The following is a 14097-nucleotide window of genomic DNA, read 5'->3' as shown; positions in this document are numbered from 1 at the left end:
CCAGCGCTCAGTACTCAGCACTCAGCAATCGCGACGTAGTGCTCCGCGCTCAGCGCTCACCACGTACTGCTGCTCAGCACTCAACACCGGAGGACACCATGCACGACGACCCCTCGGCGAACCCCGCCGTCCCCGCCCCCGACTTGGCGCAGCACTCCGAGCCGGTGACGCTGCCGACCGACCGCCGCAAGGGCTGCCCCTTCGACCCGCCCGCCGAGCTGACGCAGTACCGCGACGAACAGCCGCTCCGCCGGCTGCGCTTCCCTGACGGGCATATCGGCTGGCTGGCCACCGGCCACTCCGTGTGCCGCGCGATCATGGCCGACGCGCGGTTCAGCTCCCGCAAGGAGCTCATGCACGACCCGCACATGGACATAGGCGACATGGAGATGCCTCCGGCGGCGCCCGGCGAGTTCCTCCACATGGACGAGCCACAGCACGGCCGTTACCGGAAGCTGCTGGCGGGCAAGTTCACCGTCCGCCGGATGCGACTGCTCACCGAGCGAGTCGAGCAGGTCACCGCTGACCACCTGGACGCCATGGAAAAGGCCGGGACGGCCGTGGACCTGGTGAGCGCGTTCGCCAAGCCCATCCCCGCGATCATGATCTGCGAGCTGCTGGGGGTGCCGTACCAGGACCGGAACTCCTTCCAGGAACAGGCCGCGACGATCTTCAACTCGGACAACCTGGACGACAAGATGGCCGCCTACACAGCGATCCAGGCGTACCTCACACAGCTGGTGGCCGCCAAGCGCACCGAACCCACCGACGACATACTCAGCGACCTCACCGAAAGCGACCTCACCGACGAGGAACTGATAGGTGTCGGCTTTCTTGTGCTGGCGGCCGGGCTCGACACCACCGCCAACATGCTCGGGCTCGGCACCTTCGCGCTGCTGAGCAACCCTGACCAACTCGCCGCCCTGCGCAGCGATCCGAGCCTTGCGGGCCAGGCCGTCGAGGAGCTGTTGCGCTATCTGACCATCGCCGACCCGATGTTGCGGGTCGCGCTGGAGGACATCGAGATCGACGGCCGGCTGATCAAGGCCGGTGAGGTGATCGTCGTCTCCTTGCAGGCAGCCAACCGCGACCCGGCGAAGTACCCGGAGCCCGACCGCCTCGATCTGCACCGCAAGGCCATCGGCCATCTGGCCTTCGGCCACGGCGCCCACCAGTGCCTGGGCCAGCAGTTGGCCCGCGTCGAGATGAGCGTTGCCTTCCCGGCGCTGCTCACCCGTTTCCCGACGTTGCGGCTGGCCGTTCCTCCCGAGGAGGTACCGCTGCGCGCCAACCCTGGCATCTACGGCGTACAGAGCCTTCCCGTCACGTGGGACAAGGAGTAGCCCGATGGCTGTCACCCTGACCATCACCGTTGACCGTGACCGCTGTGTCGGCGCCGGGATGTGCGCACTGACCGCCCCTGAGGTGTTCGACCAGGACGACGAGGAAGGCCGGGTGGTCGTCCTCGACACGGAGCCGGCACCCGCCCACCAGGCCGCGGCTCGCCACGCGGCCGGTCTCTGCCCCGCCGCGGCCATCACCGTCACCGCCACCGACACGACAACGCACCAGCAGTGAGGGGAGGACCGCAGCCCCCGGCGGCGACAGGTCGCCAGGCTGTTGCTGTCCACGACGCCTGCCGCGGACAGCAACAGCAGCAGTGCTCAACCTCGACCGGGGAAAGGGAAATGCCCCTGCCAGTCCCGCGTTTGGTCAGCGCGGCGCTCGGATGCCGTCGATGATGCGGGTCCAGTTGTCGCTGCCGTGTCCGTTCTCGATCGCGCGCCGGTAGTGGGCCTGCACGGCCAGGGGGAGGGCGAGGTCGAGGCCGAGTGACGTGCTGGTCTCGACGATGTGATCGGACGTCGCGCCCATCATGATGACCGTGCTGAGGTCGCCGGGATGCTCGCCGGCATCCAGCGCGGCGCCGGGAGTCTCTTCGCCGGCGCTCAGGATGGCGCCGATCGAGTCGGTGAAGGAGAGCAACTCCGGCAGTGCCTCCCTGGCCTTCATTCCTGCGGTGCCCAGCATCGCGGTGGCGTGCATCAGCGCGGACAGGGTGGTGAGGAACACCGTGAGTTGGGCTTGGTACATCATCTGGGCGAGGCCCGGATCCTCGCCCAGATACTTGGGCGTGCCGATGGGCGCCAGCACCGCCCGGTAATTTTCCATCACCTCGTCGGGGCCGCTGTAGTAGATACAGGCCGCCTCCGTGCCGACCATCGGCGCCGGGACCATGACACCACCGGTGAGGAAGGCGGCGTCGTGGCTCGCCGCCCAGGTTGCTGCCTTGCGTGTGCGGTCGGGCGTGTCCGAGCTGAGATTGACGAGCGTCCGGCCGGCGAGCGATGCGGTGGCACTGTCGGTGTCGAGGATGTCGTACATCGCCTGGTAGTCGGTGAGGCTGAGGATCACGAGGTCACTCGCTTCGACCGCCTCGCCGGGTGTCGCCGCGAGCGTGGCTCCGTCGGCGACGACGCCGTCGGCCCGGCCGGCGGTGCGGTTCCAGACGGTGACCCGGTGGCCTGCGGCGAGGAGGGTACGGGTCATCGCCTGGCCCATCGGGCCGAGCCCGATCACGGTGACTGAACTGTCCTGCTGGGTGCTGTGGTTCGGTTTTTCGTTCACCCCTCCATGCTCGGAGGGTGCCGCTAGTCTCGGAAGTACCCACTATTTTCTGCGGTACTTACCTTTTTGTAAGGGGGGTCACTGATGGCCAAGGCGCCGAGATGCGGGCCTTACATCTGCGGCATCGACGCTGCGCTCGACGTGGTGAGCGGCAAGTGGAAGGGGCTGATCCTCTGGGAACTCGACGCCCATGGCGTACGCCGCTTCGCCGAACTCCGTCGCGGTCTGCCGGGAGTGAGCGAGAAGATGCTGACCCAGCACCTGCGCGAGATGGAGAAAGACGGACTCGTGCACCGCGAGGTCTATGCCGAGGTGCCGCCACGGGTTGAGTACTCCCTGACCGAGCACGGGCACACACTCAATCAAGCGCTCGCGCCGCTCGGCGCCTGGGGGAGTGAACGAACGCGTCGCGAAGGCCTCGAAGTGGTCGACGTGGCCGAGACCTCGCACGGCTAGGCGGCATCGCGGCCACCAAGCGAATGCGTACGCGCCGCTCCGCCACCGGCGGAGTGGCGCGGGCGACCGACGAGACACTGATCGCTGATCTCCTCCTCGATGGCGGTCAGTTGGTCGAGGGCCTTGGGCTACGGCACGCGGGCGTGCCCGTGCTCCAGGAGCTGCCGGGCGTCGGAAGGCAGGCCGCCGACGCCGATCGCGAAACGAGACATGACGAGGCGAGACGAGACGATCTGTCTTGCCAAGGTGATTCCTGACGCGTAAGGTGCTGCGCATGGGTTCCCTGTTCCTGTGATTGCCAAGCGAGTGACCGCGTCGAGCTGAGCTCCGCCGTCACTGCCGTCATCGCTGCCTTCCCGTGTGTCTGTACCGTGCTGCGCCTTTCGGCGCCCAACTTCGCTTGCTGGGCGCCGCCGTAGGACCCGTCAGGTACGCGGGACGTGTCATCGACCTCATCTGACCTTCACCCGACCCGCTCGGCTCTGCCGCCGACAACAGGGGGTATCTCCATGCACGTCTCTTCACCCACGCCGTCGCCCACAGCCACCGCCACCCCCACTATCACCGCCACTGTTACTCCCGTCCCCGTCCCCGTCCCCGTCCCACCCGCACAGCTGGCGTTCCACGACGTCACCAAGCGCTACGCCGACCATGTCGTCCTCGATGCGGTCTCCTTCGCCGTCAAGCCGGGCGAGCGGGTCGGTGTCGTCGGCGACAATGGCTCGGGGAAGTCCACACTTCTGAAGCTCATGGCCGGTCAACTAGCCGCTGACAACGGCGAGTTGACGGTGTATGCGCCCGGCGGCACCGGCTACCTCGCGCAGACCCTGGAGCTGCCACCCGACGCCACCGTCCAGGACGCCATCGATCTCGCCCTGGCCGAACTGCGTGACCTCGAAGCGCGGATGCGCCGTGCCGAGGCCGACCTGAGCGGCGGGGCCGCGGGAGCCGAGCTCGACGCCGCCTTGAAGGCATACGCGGAGCTGGTCGAGCGCTACGAGGTGCGCGGCGGGTACGCGGCCGAGGCGAGGGTGGACAGCGCCCTGCACGGACTCGGACTCCCGGATTTGGCGCGCGGCAGGCGGCTGGGCACCCTCTCCGGCGGCGAGCGGTCCCGTCTGGCGCTGGCCGCCACACTCGCCTCCCAGCCCGAACTGCTCCTGCTGGACGAGCCGACCAACGACCTGGACGACCAGGCCGTGGGCTGGCTGGAGGCGCACCTCCGCGCGCATCGCGGCACCGTCGTCGCGGTCACCCATGACCGCGTGTTCCTGGAAAGGCTCACCGCCACGATCCTGGAAGTCGACTCCGGCACGGTCTCGCGCTACGGCGACGGCTACGACGGCTATCTCGCCGCGAAGGAAGCGGAGCGTCGGCGCCGACTGCGGGAGTATGAGGAGTGGCGCGCCGAACTGACCCGCAACCGGCGGCTGGTGGAATCCAACGCGGCGCGGCTGAACGACATGCCGCGCAAGCTGCCGTTCGCCGTCTTCGGCCATGGCGCCTTCCGGTCGCGCGGCCGCGGGCACGGCGCGATGGGCCGTATCCGCAACGCCAAGGCACGCCTTGAACGGCTGACGGACGACCCCGTCGCGGCGCCACCCGCCCCGCTCGTATTCACCGCCCGCATCGCGACCGCGGACCGTATCGCCACCGCGGACGGGCGCGCGCGGGAAATGCCGGCGGTGCGGGAGCAGTCACTTCGGATGGCGGCCGAGGTCGTCGACCTGCACCTCGGCGATCGGCTGCATCTGCCCGCGCTGCACCTGGGGGCCACCCAACGACTATTGGTGACCGGCCCCAATGGTGCCGGCAAGAGCACGCTGCTGCGGGTGCTGGCAGGGGAGTTGCGGCCAGATGGCGGTTCGGTACGTGTGCCCGGTCGCGTCGGACACTTACGGCAGGAGGGGACGCCCTGGGCCCCAAAGCTGACCGTGTTGCAGGCGTTCGCCCAGGGGCGGGTGGGCACGGTGGACGAGCACGCTCAAGCGCTGCTCTCACTGGGCCTGTTCGGTCCGGCGGAGCTGCGGCTACGGGTGGGGAGCCTGTCGTACGGGCAGCGGCGCCGGATCGAACTCGCCCGGCTCGTCAGCGAACCGACAGATCTGCTGCTGCTCGACGAGCCGACCAACCACCTGGCTCCCGCGCTCGTCGAGGAACTGGAACAAGCACTGGCGGACTACCAAGGCGCTCTGGTGGTCGTCACTCATGACCGCCGGATGCGCTCCCGGTTCACCGGCTCCCACCTCGCGCTGCACGATGGTCAAGTCGCCTACATCCGGCCGTAGTCGGGGAATCTGCCCATGGGCCCGAGGCCGCTACTCGACCTCGGGAAACCAGACCTCGTAGATGTTGCCCTCGCCCTCCTTGCTCCGCTCGACGGCGAACGCCGACTCGGAGCGCTTTTCACCCGCGTAGACGGACAGGGCCCCGCCGGTGAGCACGTGGAGGAAGCCGTGATAGTCGAAGTCCTCTTCATCGTGCTCTTCGCCGTCCGCTTCGTCGTCCGCTTCGTCGGCGACGTCGTGTCCCTCGCCCGAGCGATCCGCGTCGATCCCCATGGCAGCCAGAGTGGCACGCCGGTCGCCGCCGATGACCTCCAGCTCATCCCAGCCATCGATCGTCAGGTCGGGGGCACCGGGCACGGCTACGAGGACCTTGGCGTAGGAGGCCCCGAAGTCTCGTTCGCAGACCGCGATGATCCTGGCGTCCGGGTACTTCGTCTTCTGCGCCTCGAACTCGTCCTCCAGAGCCGAGGAGATCCCGTTATCGACGAGAGCCGGATCGCTGATCTTCACTGTGGAACCCCAGGCCGAGGCCCACACCCAGTCCAGTTCTTCCCGGCTGGCCGCGTGTCCCGGATGCTCAAGCCGGGACGGGGCGTCCTCGCGCACGATCGTGGACACGGTATGCAGGGACAGCACGGCTGCCCTGGCCGCCGCCGGGTCGTGGGGAACAGCAGTCGGCCGATCGTGGGGCAGAAGCGGGGCCGGGAAAGGGGGATGGACGACGACAAGGTGCGCGTGACCGCTGTGACGCGGATCCACCTGCGTCTCGGGGGCTATGGGACTCATACCGCCGAGCCTATCCGCGGCCTCAACGCACTGGGTGGGAGCGGCAATCGCCAAGCTTCCGAGTTGTAGCGGTAGTTGTAGCTGTAGTTGTAGCTCTAGTTGTGTGAAGGATGCGGGAATCTGACCAACGGAATGCCGTGCAGCCGAATCCGCCCGGACCGGGTTTTTGTCCGCGTCCATGACCACGATGGTGACCTTCTGCCTTGCCTCATCCAGGTTGAACGGTGCCGGGCGCCGGCGAATGCAACCAACACTGCAACCACGGAGCACCATGTTGTGGCTGCTCAGGGGGCGATTGCGGCTCCGCCGCAGGCGCGTTGGCCGGCGTGGTGTCGTTGTTCTTGGCTCGGGCGGCGGAAGCAGCGACTGGTGCGCGTACGTTGGCGAGGCTGGTGATCGGCATGTGTCCGAGGAGTGTCTATGCGTGCGATGCAGTTCGAGCGGTTCGGTGGTCCAGAGGTCCTGGTGGAGGCTGATGTGCCGGAGCCGGTGGCGGGGGTGGGGGAGACCCTGGTGGAGGTGGAGGCCGCCGGGGTGAATTTCGGTGACATCAAGCAGATCGCCGGCGAGCACACCGATGGTCCGTACGCGCCGAAGGTGCCGCTGCCGCATGTTCCCGGCATGGAGGTCGTCGGCCGGGGTGCAGATGGACGGCGGTTCCTCGGGTACGTCGCGCAGGGTGGGTACGCCGCGAAGACGGTGGTCGCCGACCGAGACCTGGTCGCCTTACCGGAGAGTGTCGGCGCGGGTGAGGCGTTGGCCGTGCTCATACAGGGTTTGACGGCGTGGCATCTGCTGCGGTCGGTCGCGCGGATAAGGGTCGGCGAAAGCGTCGTGGTGCATGCCGCCGCGGGTGGGACGGGCAGCCTCGCCGTTCAGCTGGCTCGGGAGTTCGGGGCGGGGCGCATCATCGCCACGGCATCGTCCGACGAGAAGCGCGCCGCCGCCCTCGAATTCGGCGCGGACGCGGCGATCGACGGCGAGGCGGAGGGCTACCGGGAGCGGGTCCTCGATGCCAATCACGGGCGACCGGTCGACATCATCCTGGACGCCATAGGTGGTGCCGTCCTCGACTCCGCCCTGGACACACTCGGATATCTCGGCCGGCTGGTGACCTACGGAGCCTCGTCGCGGCAGCAGGCCTCTGCAATTTCGCCGAGCCGGCTCGCGGTGGAGAGCATCACCGTTGCCGGTTTCTGGATCGTTCCGCTCATTGCCCGGGACGGGGCCGGTGGTGCGGCGCTGGAGGAACTGCTCGACCTCACTGCGCGGCGTCGCCTGCGGCCGTTGGTCGGCGGAGAGTACGACCTCGCGCGTGCTCGTGAGGCGCATGAGGACATGCTCGGCCGCCGCACGAAGGGAAAGCTGGTTCTCCGTCCTTGAAGCTGGATCTCGTGCCGTAGCCGAACTGTTTTGGCTGGTGGGGGGATTGATGACTGCCTGCCAGTCCGCCAGTCCGCCAGCCCGCCAGCCCGCCAGTCCGAGATATGGCAGGTACCTCAGCTGTTGTGCGACCGTTCGGTATCAGGTCGGGTGCTGGTGCTCAGGCCGCTCAGAGCGCTCAGACCGCTCCCGCATCGGGGGCGGCGCTGTTGGTATCCGGAGTGCGGCAGGCGTCGAGAAGGGCGCTCAGACGGCGTGCGGGCGTGGCGGGGTGGACGGCCAGGCAGGTTTCGGCGGTCAGGCCGGGTGGGGCGAAGGGGCGGAAGACGGTGCGGCCGGTCGGCAGATGTTGGGCTTGGGCGGCGTAGAAGACGGTCCAGCTGGGCTTGCCGGTCGCGATGGCAGCGAGGGTGTCCTGGTCGGTGGTGAAGGCGGGGCCGAGGACGGGTTCGAACCCGGCGTTCCTGCACGCTCCGGTGACCAGGTCGACGAGTTGCGGGTTGGCCTCGCGGGGAACGATGCGCAGTGGGATGCCGGCGAGTTCGGCGAGGGGCACCGTGGGGTGGGCGGCCAGGGGATGCGTGGCGGGGAGCGCCGCCACCAGGGCGTCCTTCCAGACCGGGATGAGGTCCAGGCCGGGGCTGTGCGTCAGTCCGCGGACGAAGGCCGCGTCCAGTTCGCCGTCGCGTACGGCCTGCAGTCGGGCGGTGGATGTGGAGCTCACCAGCTCCACGGTGAGTTCCGGGGAGCGGTCCGTCAGAGTCGTCAGGATGTGTTCGAGGCGTGCTCCGAGGCCGACGCTGGTGCCGATGCGCAGTACTGCGGACTTGGTGGTCCGAAGGCCGGCCATCGCGTGGAGTGCCGCTTGTTCCGAGGCCAGGATGGTACGGGCGTGCGGTAGAAGGGCGGCGCCGGCGTCGGTGAGGGTGACCTGGCGGGTGGTGCGGTCGAACAGGTCCAGCCCGAGTTCGCGTTCCAGGCGCCGGATCTGCTGGCTGACGGTCGGCTGGACGATGTGCAGTCTCTCGGCGGCGCGGCCGAAGTGCAGTTCTTCGGCGACGGCTACGAAATAGCGGACCTGGCGCAGTTCCATTCCCGCCTCCCCTCTCCAAATTCATCACGGTTCGTGATGAGAGTACGGGTGAAGTGGGTCTTGGTCGGGACGTGGCACCGCGGTGAACTGGCCCTGCTCAACACCGCGGCCAACAGGGGGCGGTGCACACGAGAGAGGGGCGTGACGATGCCGTACGCCACCGTGAACGGGATCCGGCTGTTCCACACGGACAAGGGGGCTGATAGGGCCCATGGGACCGGGATGCCGGTGCTGTTCCTGCATGGCTGGGGCACCAGTGGCCGGGTGTGGGACGCCCAGGAGGCCGATCTGGCCGCCGACCACCGAGTGGTGACCGTGGACTGGCGGGGCTGCGGCCGCACCGACCAGCCCGCCGCCGGAAACACGATTGCCGCCAACGTTGCCGACATCCTGGGCCTGATGGACGTACTGGCGCTGGACCGGGCCCTGTTGGTGGGCAGCTCGGTGGGCGCGAACTTCGCCCTGGAGGGGGCGCTCAGGTCGCCGGAGCGGGTGGCCGGTGTCGTGTCGGTCAATGGGACCGGTTACTGGCTGAGCCAGGCGGGCATGTCCGAGCCCGTACGCTCGCTGCGGACGGCACTCGCCGCCGATCGCGCGGCGGCCCTGGCCGACTGGGTCCCACGGTGGTTCGGCCCCGGAGCGGACCCGGACCTGGCGCGGCAGACCGTACAGCGGATCCTTCAATCAGGCGTGTTCATCGACGAGTTGTTCGCCGATACCGCGTCGCACGACATGCGCGAGACGATTGGCCGGTTGGCGGTCCCCGTGTTCTTCGCGCACGGCCGGCTCGATACCGAGATCCCCCTGGAGGTCTCCCGGACGCTGGCCGAGCTGGCTCCGTACGGTGAGTTGCATGTGATCGAGCGGGCGGGCCATATGCCGCATCAGGAACAGCCTGCCGTGGTCAACGCCCTGATCCGCGCCGTGCTCGCCCGCCTGGCCACCGAAGCGGCCCCGTCCGCCTGACACGACCGTCACGATCACGACCGTCACGTCACGATCGCCACGATCGTCATGACTGTCCCTTCCCGGTTCTTCAGGCTCCCCGAACGGCTCCCCTGAACTCCGGGGAATACCGTGTTCATTGAAGTCCTTGGAAATACCGTGACCGTTGACAACCACTGCTGCACGGTGCGCAGACCGGCTCCCACGCAGCCGGGCGGAAGTGAGGAAGCCATGGATTTCCCTTTATCGGCGGCCCGTGAGGCCGTCGCGCTCGCACTTGCCGAGGACGGGGCCCACGATGACGTCACCACCCGCTGGAGTGTGCCCGCGGGACTGCCTGCGAAGGCCGAGATCAAGGCCAAGCAGGCCGGAGTGATCAGCGGGCTGCCGATCGTTGCCGAGGTGTTCGGCCGGCTCGACCCCACGGTCGAGGTGGAAGAACTGGTCCCGGAAGGGACGCTCGTCCCACTCGGCGAGCCGGTGGTCCGCCTCACGGGCGAGGCGCGCAGCCTGATCACCGGGGAACGCACCGTACTCAACTTCCTGCAACGCATCTGCGGCATAGCCACGTTGACGAAGAAGTACGTCGACCTGGTCGCCGACCTGGGTGTCAAAGTCCTCGACACCCGCAAGACGGCCCCCGGGCTGCGAGCTCTCGACAAATACGCAGTCGCTTCCGGGGGCGGCAGCAGCCATCGGCTCGATCTGTCGGCGATGGTGCTGCTCAAGGAGAACCACATCGCGGCTTCCGGCGGCGTCGCCGCGGCGATCCACGCGGTCCGCGCCGGAATGGCCGCCGAGGGCCGCGACATGCTCATCGATGTCGAGGTGGAGACCGTGGCAGAAGCGGTGGAGGCGCTGCATGCGCGGGTGCCCTGGATCATGCTGGACAACATGACGGTGGCCGAGATCAGGCAGGTCGTCCAGGCCCGGCAGGAGATCGCCCCTGGTCACGGAGTCGTCCTGGAGGCCTCCGGAGGAATTACCCCGGAGCGGCTGAGGCCGATCGCCGAGGCCGGTGTGGACATGGTCTCCGTCGGCGCTCTGACGCACAGCGCCCCCGGACTGGACCTGAGCATGCTGCTGATCGGGACGACCCGGCCGTGAGCGACCCATCGCCGACGCAGCCCGGCGGTGGGGACCCATCCCCGGGCGAGCCCGGCGGGAACCCATCCCCGGCCGAGCCGGGCGGGAACCCATCCCCGGCCGAGCCCGGCCCCGCCCCGGAAGCGGACATCATCGTCGACGGCACCGGACTGCTCTGTGTCACGCTCCTCATACGGCTCCGGGCCGCGATCGCCCAAGCCGAGCCGAACACCGTCGTACATGTCATCGCGACCGATCCCGCCGCCCCGCTCGGCTTGCCTGCCTGGTGCCATATGACGGGCCATCACTATCTCGGAATGACAGGCCATCACCATCACCACCTAGGACCCGTCCTCGACGACACGGACAGCAGCGTTTACGCGCTCAGGCTCTCCGCCGACGCACGCCCGACTCGCCCCGACGCCCCTTGGCGCCCGAGCACGCCGGAGCGTTGACACTGGCCGTGGCCGTGAAGTGCCGGGGCCCGCCCCGAGTGGTGATCAAGATGCGGGGCAAGGGCGTCTCTCCGTGATCGGTCTGGGCCCCGGTGGAACCCGGGCGCGGCGCCGGTTGCCGGGGCAGCTGCGCCTGCGGAACTTACCGATAGGGAAGAGGAGTTGATGGAACCGTGGCACGGGAAACGCGGGACACTTTCGACGAGGGCTACCTCCTGGACAATCGGCAGGCCGAGGCGGGGGAGCGGTTCACCGCACTGTCGGCGCTCTTCGACCCGTCGACGTTCCGGCACTTCGAGACGGTCGGGGTCGGCGAGGGGTGGCGATGCTGGGAGATCGGCTCCGGTGGGCCCACGGTGCCGGCCTGGCTGGCCGAGCGCGTCGGCCCGACCGGGCATGTGGTGGCCACCGACATCGACACCTCCTGGATGCGGAAGGAAGAGGAAGCAGGCTTCGAGGTGCTGCGCCACGACGTGGCGGCCGAGGCACCCCCGGCCGGGGGACCGTTCGACCTGATCCACGCCCGGCTCGTGCTGGTCCACGTCGTCGACCGCGACAAGGCCCTGCGGTCGATGGTCGAGGCGCTGCGCCCCGGAGGGTGGCTGGTGCTTGAGGACGGCGACACGGCGTTGCAGCCGCTGATCTGCCCCGACGAGTACGGGCCCGAGCAGGAGCTGGCCAACAGGCTGCGCCGTGGCTTCCGCGAGCTGCTGCGGCAGCGCGGAGCGGACCTGGCGTACGGGCGCAAGCTGCCGCGGCTGCTGCGCGAGGCCGGACTCGCCGACGTCGAGGCCGATGGCTACTTCCCGGTCACCTCACCCGCGTCCACCGTGCTGGAGGAGGCCACCGTCCGCCAGCTCCGCGACAAGCTCGTTGCCGCGGGGTTGGCCACTGACGAGGAGGTCGACCGCCACCTGGCCAACCTCGCCGCGGGCGGCCTCGATCTGGCCACCGCGCCGATGATCTCCGCCTGGGGCCGCCGCCCGGCGGACGGATCCTGAGGACCTGTCCCGAGCCGGGATCGTGTGGTGGGGCGGAGCTACGGATCCAGATGGCCGCCTCCCCCCGTAAGTAGGGGCGGCTTGCGATCAGGAGAAGATCGCGTGCACCTGATCGACTGCTTCAGGCCCGTAGCCGACCGTGCCCACGGGGACCGCACCATCGATCGCCTCGATGATGCGGCCGGCCCAAACCGGCCCGAACCCTCCGCACAGCTCGATCAGTTGCACGCCCTCGCCCACCAGACGCCGCGCGACCTCGACCCCTTCCTCGGGCTTCGCCACCCCCACAAGGACGGTGCGGCACTTACCCGTGTCCACGACACTGACATCGCCGCCTTCGGAACTGCCGGCCGCCGTGTAGATGAATCCCCAGTGTGTGAGCGCCATTTGGGAAAACCCCCTGTGATCGTCGAAGCCACCAGCCAAGCAGAACCGGGACGGGGGCGTCCCGGATCGGAGGTGACGCTGCGGGTGATCCGCGCCTCACTCCGAATTCCCGGCGCGAACCGGGAGCGGCAACCTTCGCCGCGTCCACGCATGCCCATCGGCTATGCCCTAGCTTCCCCGCAGCCACCACAACAGAAGACTCACGCCCCCCGAACCGGCCGCACCGGCGGCGCCGAGGGCTGCCTGACGGGCGAGACGGCGCCAGAAGACCGCTCGGGCTGCACGCGGCCGGATAGCAGCGCTAAGGGCGGCCACGGTCCGATGAGACCGGGGCCGCCCTCGTATGCCGACTCAGCGGGCGAACTTGGTGTACTCGTCGAAGTTGATCTTCTGATCGCCGTTCTCGTCGGCCATCCGAACGATCATCTCGGCGTTCTTGTCCGAGACTTTCCCGCTGTCGGTCTGGAGAGACGCCTTGAATTCGTCGGCGGTGATGAATCCGTCTCCGTCGGTGTCGATCTCGTTGAAGGCTGCGCGCTTGTCGGCATTCATCTGGGGTCTCCTTCAAAATCGCAGGTACTGGTCGTGAGTTAACGACCGATCACGCGTGGCAGGCACGGGCGGCCGGATCGGCGTTCAGGTGATTCGTGACGGCTGGCCAGCGGGCCTGGAAGCCGGGTTCTCCGTCGTGGCGGGGGCCCAGTGCGTGCTGTCGTCCTCGTGGCTGCGGGTGCCGTACGCGGTGGCAATAATGTGGGTGATCACCATGCCGCGACCGTGTTCGTCCTGCGAGCCGGACGTCGTCCAGGCCCCCTTTCGCGCAGCCGCACAGCCGTCGGTGATGCCGACCCGCAACCGCCGGTCTGCATGCTTCCGGCGCATGTGCAGGGCCAGCCGACTTCAGCCGGCATCGGCAACTGCGCGCGACGCACCAGTGCTCAGCCGCTGATGTGGCGCGCTGCGTCGCTGCGCCCCTCGTGCGCACTTGCCCGCCTCGTCGGCTGTACCCCACGGTGGTTCGCATGCTGCTCTGGCGTTGCGCGCCTGGAGGGGAAGGGCGGTACTACGTGACTTCGTCGACACCTTGGGCGCGTGAGACATTCGCCGATCTGGCCGGACCACTCGCCGAAGTGATACCTGTGTGCCTGACGCGAGCACACGAGAGAGCGCGGGACGGCCATCAGGGCGTACACACGCAGACCCTCGAGGCCTACGGACACGGTCTGCATGCTGTCCAGTTCGAGGAACTGGCCGCCGGCCTTGAGCATCTTTCCGGCGCCACGGCCGTCCGCCTTCAGGGCCGAACCGTGATGATCGTCGCCGATCACGTGATCTACCCCATCCGATACGCCAAGACAGACGTGCCGGTGACCGCAGCGCGACTGCGGCGTGCAGCCGGCCTTCGTGCCGACCTGATACGTCGGCACGGGCCGGAGCCCATGCAAGGCGAACTCGATCTGGGCCTCGAAGACGTCACAGAGGCCGAGGTGCATCGCGATCTAGGGCAACTGCCCCTGACGCGGTCTCGTTCTCGTCGCCTACGCCTGCTCCATGGACAGAGGCGTGATCCGGCTTGAGTGGGGCATCGC

Annotated in this window: 15 protein-coding genes; 10 read left to right on the top strand and 5 right to left on the bottom strand. The window is 68.5% G+C overall.

The window, feature by feature from the left end; translation table 11 throughout:
* The first annotated feature begins 98 nt into the window (after positions 1 to 98).
* Complete coding sequence (locus tag FCH28_RS14810; RefSeq protein ID WP_136740328.1) at positions 99 to 1343, top strand: cytochrome P450; 1245 nt, start codon at positions 99 to 101, stop codon at positions 1341 to 1343.
* A 4-nt stretch (positions 1344 to 1347) separates the two neighbouring features.
* A complete protein-coding gene (locus FCH28_RS14805; protein WP_246102852.1) occupies positions 1348 to 1578 on the top strand; it encodes a ferredoxin in 231 nt (76 codons plus the stop codon).
* 135 nt (positions 1579 to 1713) lie between these two features.
* Here FCH28_RS14805 and FCH28_RS14800 read toward each other — a convergent pair whose 3' ends face one another.
* Positions 1714 to 2628, bottom strand: a complete 915-nt coding sequence (locus tag FCH28_RS14800; RefSeq protein ID WP_136740327.1) for an NAD(P)-dependent oxidoreductase — start codon at positions 2626 to 2628, stop codon at positions 1714 to 1716.
* Between the two features lie 84 nt (positions 2629 to 2712).
* On the opposite strand from FCH28_RS14800, the gene FCH28_RS14795 reads away from it, so the two are divergent.
* Together FCH28_RS14795 and FCH28_RS14790 are read left to right on the top strand one after the other, a co-directional pair.
* Positions 2713 to 3084 carry a winged helix-turn-helix transcriptional regulator gene (locus FCH28_RS14795; RefSeq protein ID WP_136740326.1) on the top strand — a complete coding sequence of 124 codons (372 nt, stop codon included), beginning with the start codon at positions 2713 to 2715 and terminating at the stop codon, positions 3082 to 3084.
* Between the two features lie 509 nt (positions 3085 to 3593).
* Entirely contained in the window at positions 3594 to 5372 is a 1779-nt protein-coding gene (locus tag FCH28_RS14790; RefSeq protein WP_136740325.1) for a TlrC/CarA/OleB/SrmB family ABC-F type ribosomal protection protein, read from the top strand.
* A 30-nt stretch (positions 5373 to 5402) separates the two neighbouring features.
* Here FCH28_RS14790 and FCH28_RS14785 read toward each other — a convergent pair whose 3' ends face one another.
* The gene (locus FCH28_RS14785) at positions 5403 to 6158 is read right to left on the bottom strand and encodes a DUF6333 family protein (protein WP_222852423.1); all 756 of its coding nucleotides are present in this window, start codon (positions 6156 to 6158) and stop codon (positions 5403 to 5405) included.
* Positions 6159 to 6578: 420 nt separating this feature from the next.
* On the opposite strand from FCH28_RS14785, the gene FCH28_RS14780 reads away from it, so the two are divergent.
* The gene (locus tag FCH28_RS14780; protein WP_136740323.1) at positions 6579 to 7541 is read left to right on the top strand and encodes a quinone oxidoreductase family protein; all 963 of its coding nucleotides are present in this window, start codon (positions 6579 to 6581) and stop codon (positions 7539 to 7541) included.
* 178 nt (positions 7542 to 7719) lie between these two features.
* Here the strand turns inward: FCH28_RS14780 and FCH28_RS14775 are convergent, their stop codons facing one another.
* Positions 7720 to 8634, bottom strand: coding sequence for a LysR family transcriptional regulator (locus tag FCH28_RS14775; protein ID WP_136740322.1), 915 nt, complete (start codon positions 8632 to 8634; stop codon positions 7720 to 7722).
* A gap of 147 nt (positions 8635 to 8781) precedes the next feature.
* Here FCH28_RS14775 and FCH28_RS14770 point away from each other — a divergent pair, with 147 nt between their 5' ends.
* The 4 genes from FCH28_RS14770 (at position 8782) to FCH28_RS14755 (ending at position 12121) form a co-directional block, all read left to right on the top strand.
* The gene (locus FCH28_RS14770) at positions 8782 to 9600 is read left to right on the top strand and encodes an alpha/beta fold hydrolase (RefSeq protein ID WP_136740321.1); all 819 of its coding nucleotides are present in this window, start codon (positions 8782 to 8784) and stop codon (positions 9598 to 9600) included.
* A 210-nt stretch (positions 9601 to 9810) separates the two neighbouring features.
* Entirely contained in the window at positions 9811 to 10686 is an 876-nt protein-coding gene (gene nadC / locus FCH28_RS14765; protein ID WP_136740320.1) for a carboxylating nicotinate-nucleotide diphosphorylase, read from the top strand.
* Positions 10683 to 11120, top strand: a complete 438-nt coding sequence (locus FCH28_RS14760) for a sulfurtransferase TusA family protein (RefSeq protein WP_246102850.1) — start codon at positions 10683 to 10685, stop codon at positions 11118 to 11120. The genes nadC and FCH28_RS14760 overlap by 4 nt, the downstream gene beginning before the upstream one ends.
* Before the next feature lie 173 nt (positions 11121 to 11293).
* Positions 11294 to 12121, top strand: coding sequence for a methyltransferase domain-containing protein (locus FCH28_RS14755; RefSeq protein WP_136740319.1), 828 nt, complete (start codon positions 11294 to 11296; stop codon positions 12119 to 12121).
* 87 nt (positions 12122 to 12208) lie between these two features.
* Here the strand turns inward: FCH28_RS14755 and FCH28_RS14750 are convergent, their stop codons facing one another.
* Entirely contained in the window at positions 12209 to 12508 is a 300-nt protein-coding gene (locus tag FCH28_RS14750; RefSeq protein ID WP_136740318.1) for a DUF6506 family protein, read from the bottom strand.
* Positions 12509 to 12859: 351 nt separating this feature from the next.
* Positions 12860 to 13060, bottom strand: a complete 201-nt coding sequence (locus tag FCH28_RS14745; RefSeq protein ID WP_136740317.1) for an EF-hand domain-containing protein — start codon at positions 13058 to 13060, stop codon at positions 12860 to 12862.
* Between the two features lie 470 nt (positions 13061 to 13530).
* On the opposite strand from FCH28_RS14745, the gene FCH28_RS14740 reads away from it, so the two are divergent.
* Complete coding sequence (locus FCH28_RS14740) at positions 13531 to 14085, top strand: hypothetical protein (RefSeq protein WP_342781625.1); 555 nt, start codon at positions 13531 to 13533, stop codon at positions 14083 to 14085.
* The last annotated feature ends 12 nt before the right edge of the window (positions 14086 to 14097 follow it).

Source organism: Streptomyces piniterrae, from assembly GCF_005048155.1.
Lineage (GTDB): Bacteria > Actinomycetota > Actinomycetes > Streptomycetales > Streptomycetaceae > Streptomyces > Streptomyces piniterrae.
This window is presented reverse-complemented; position numbering and strand designations above follow the sequence as displayed.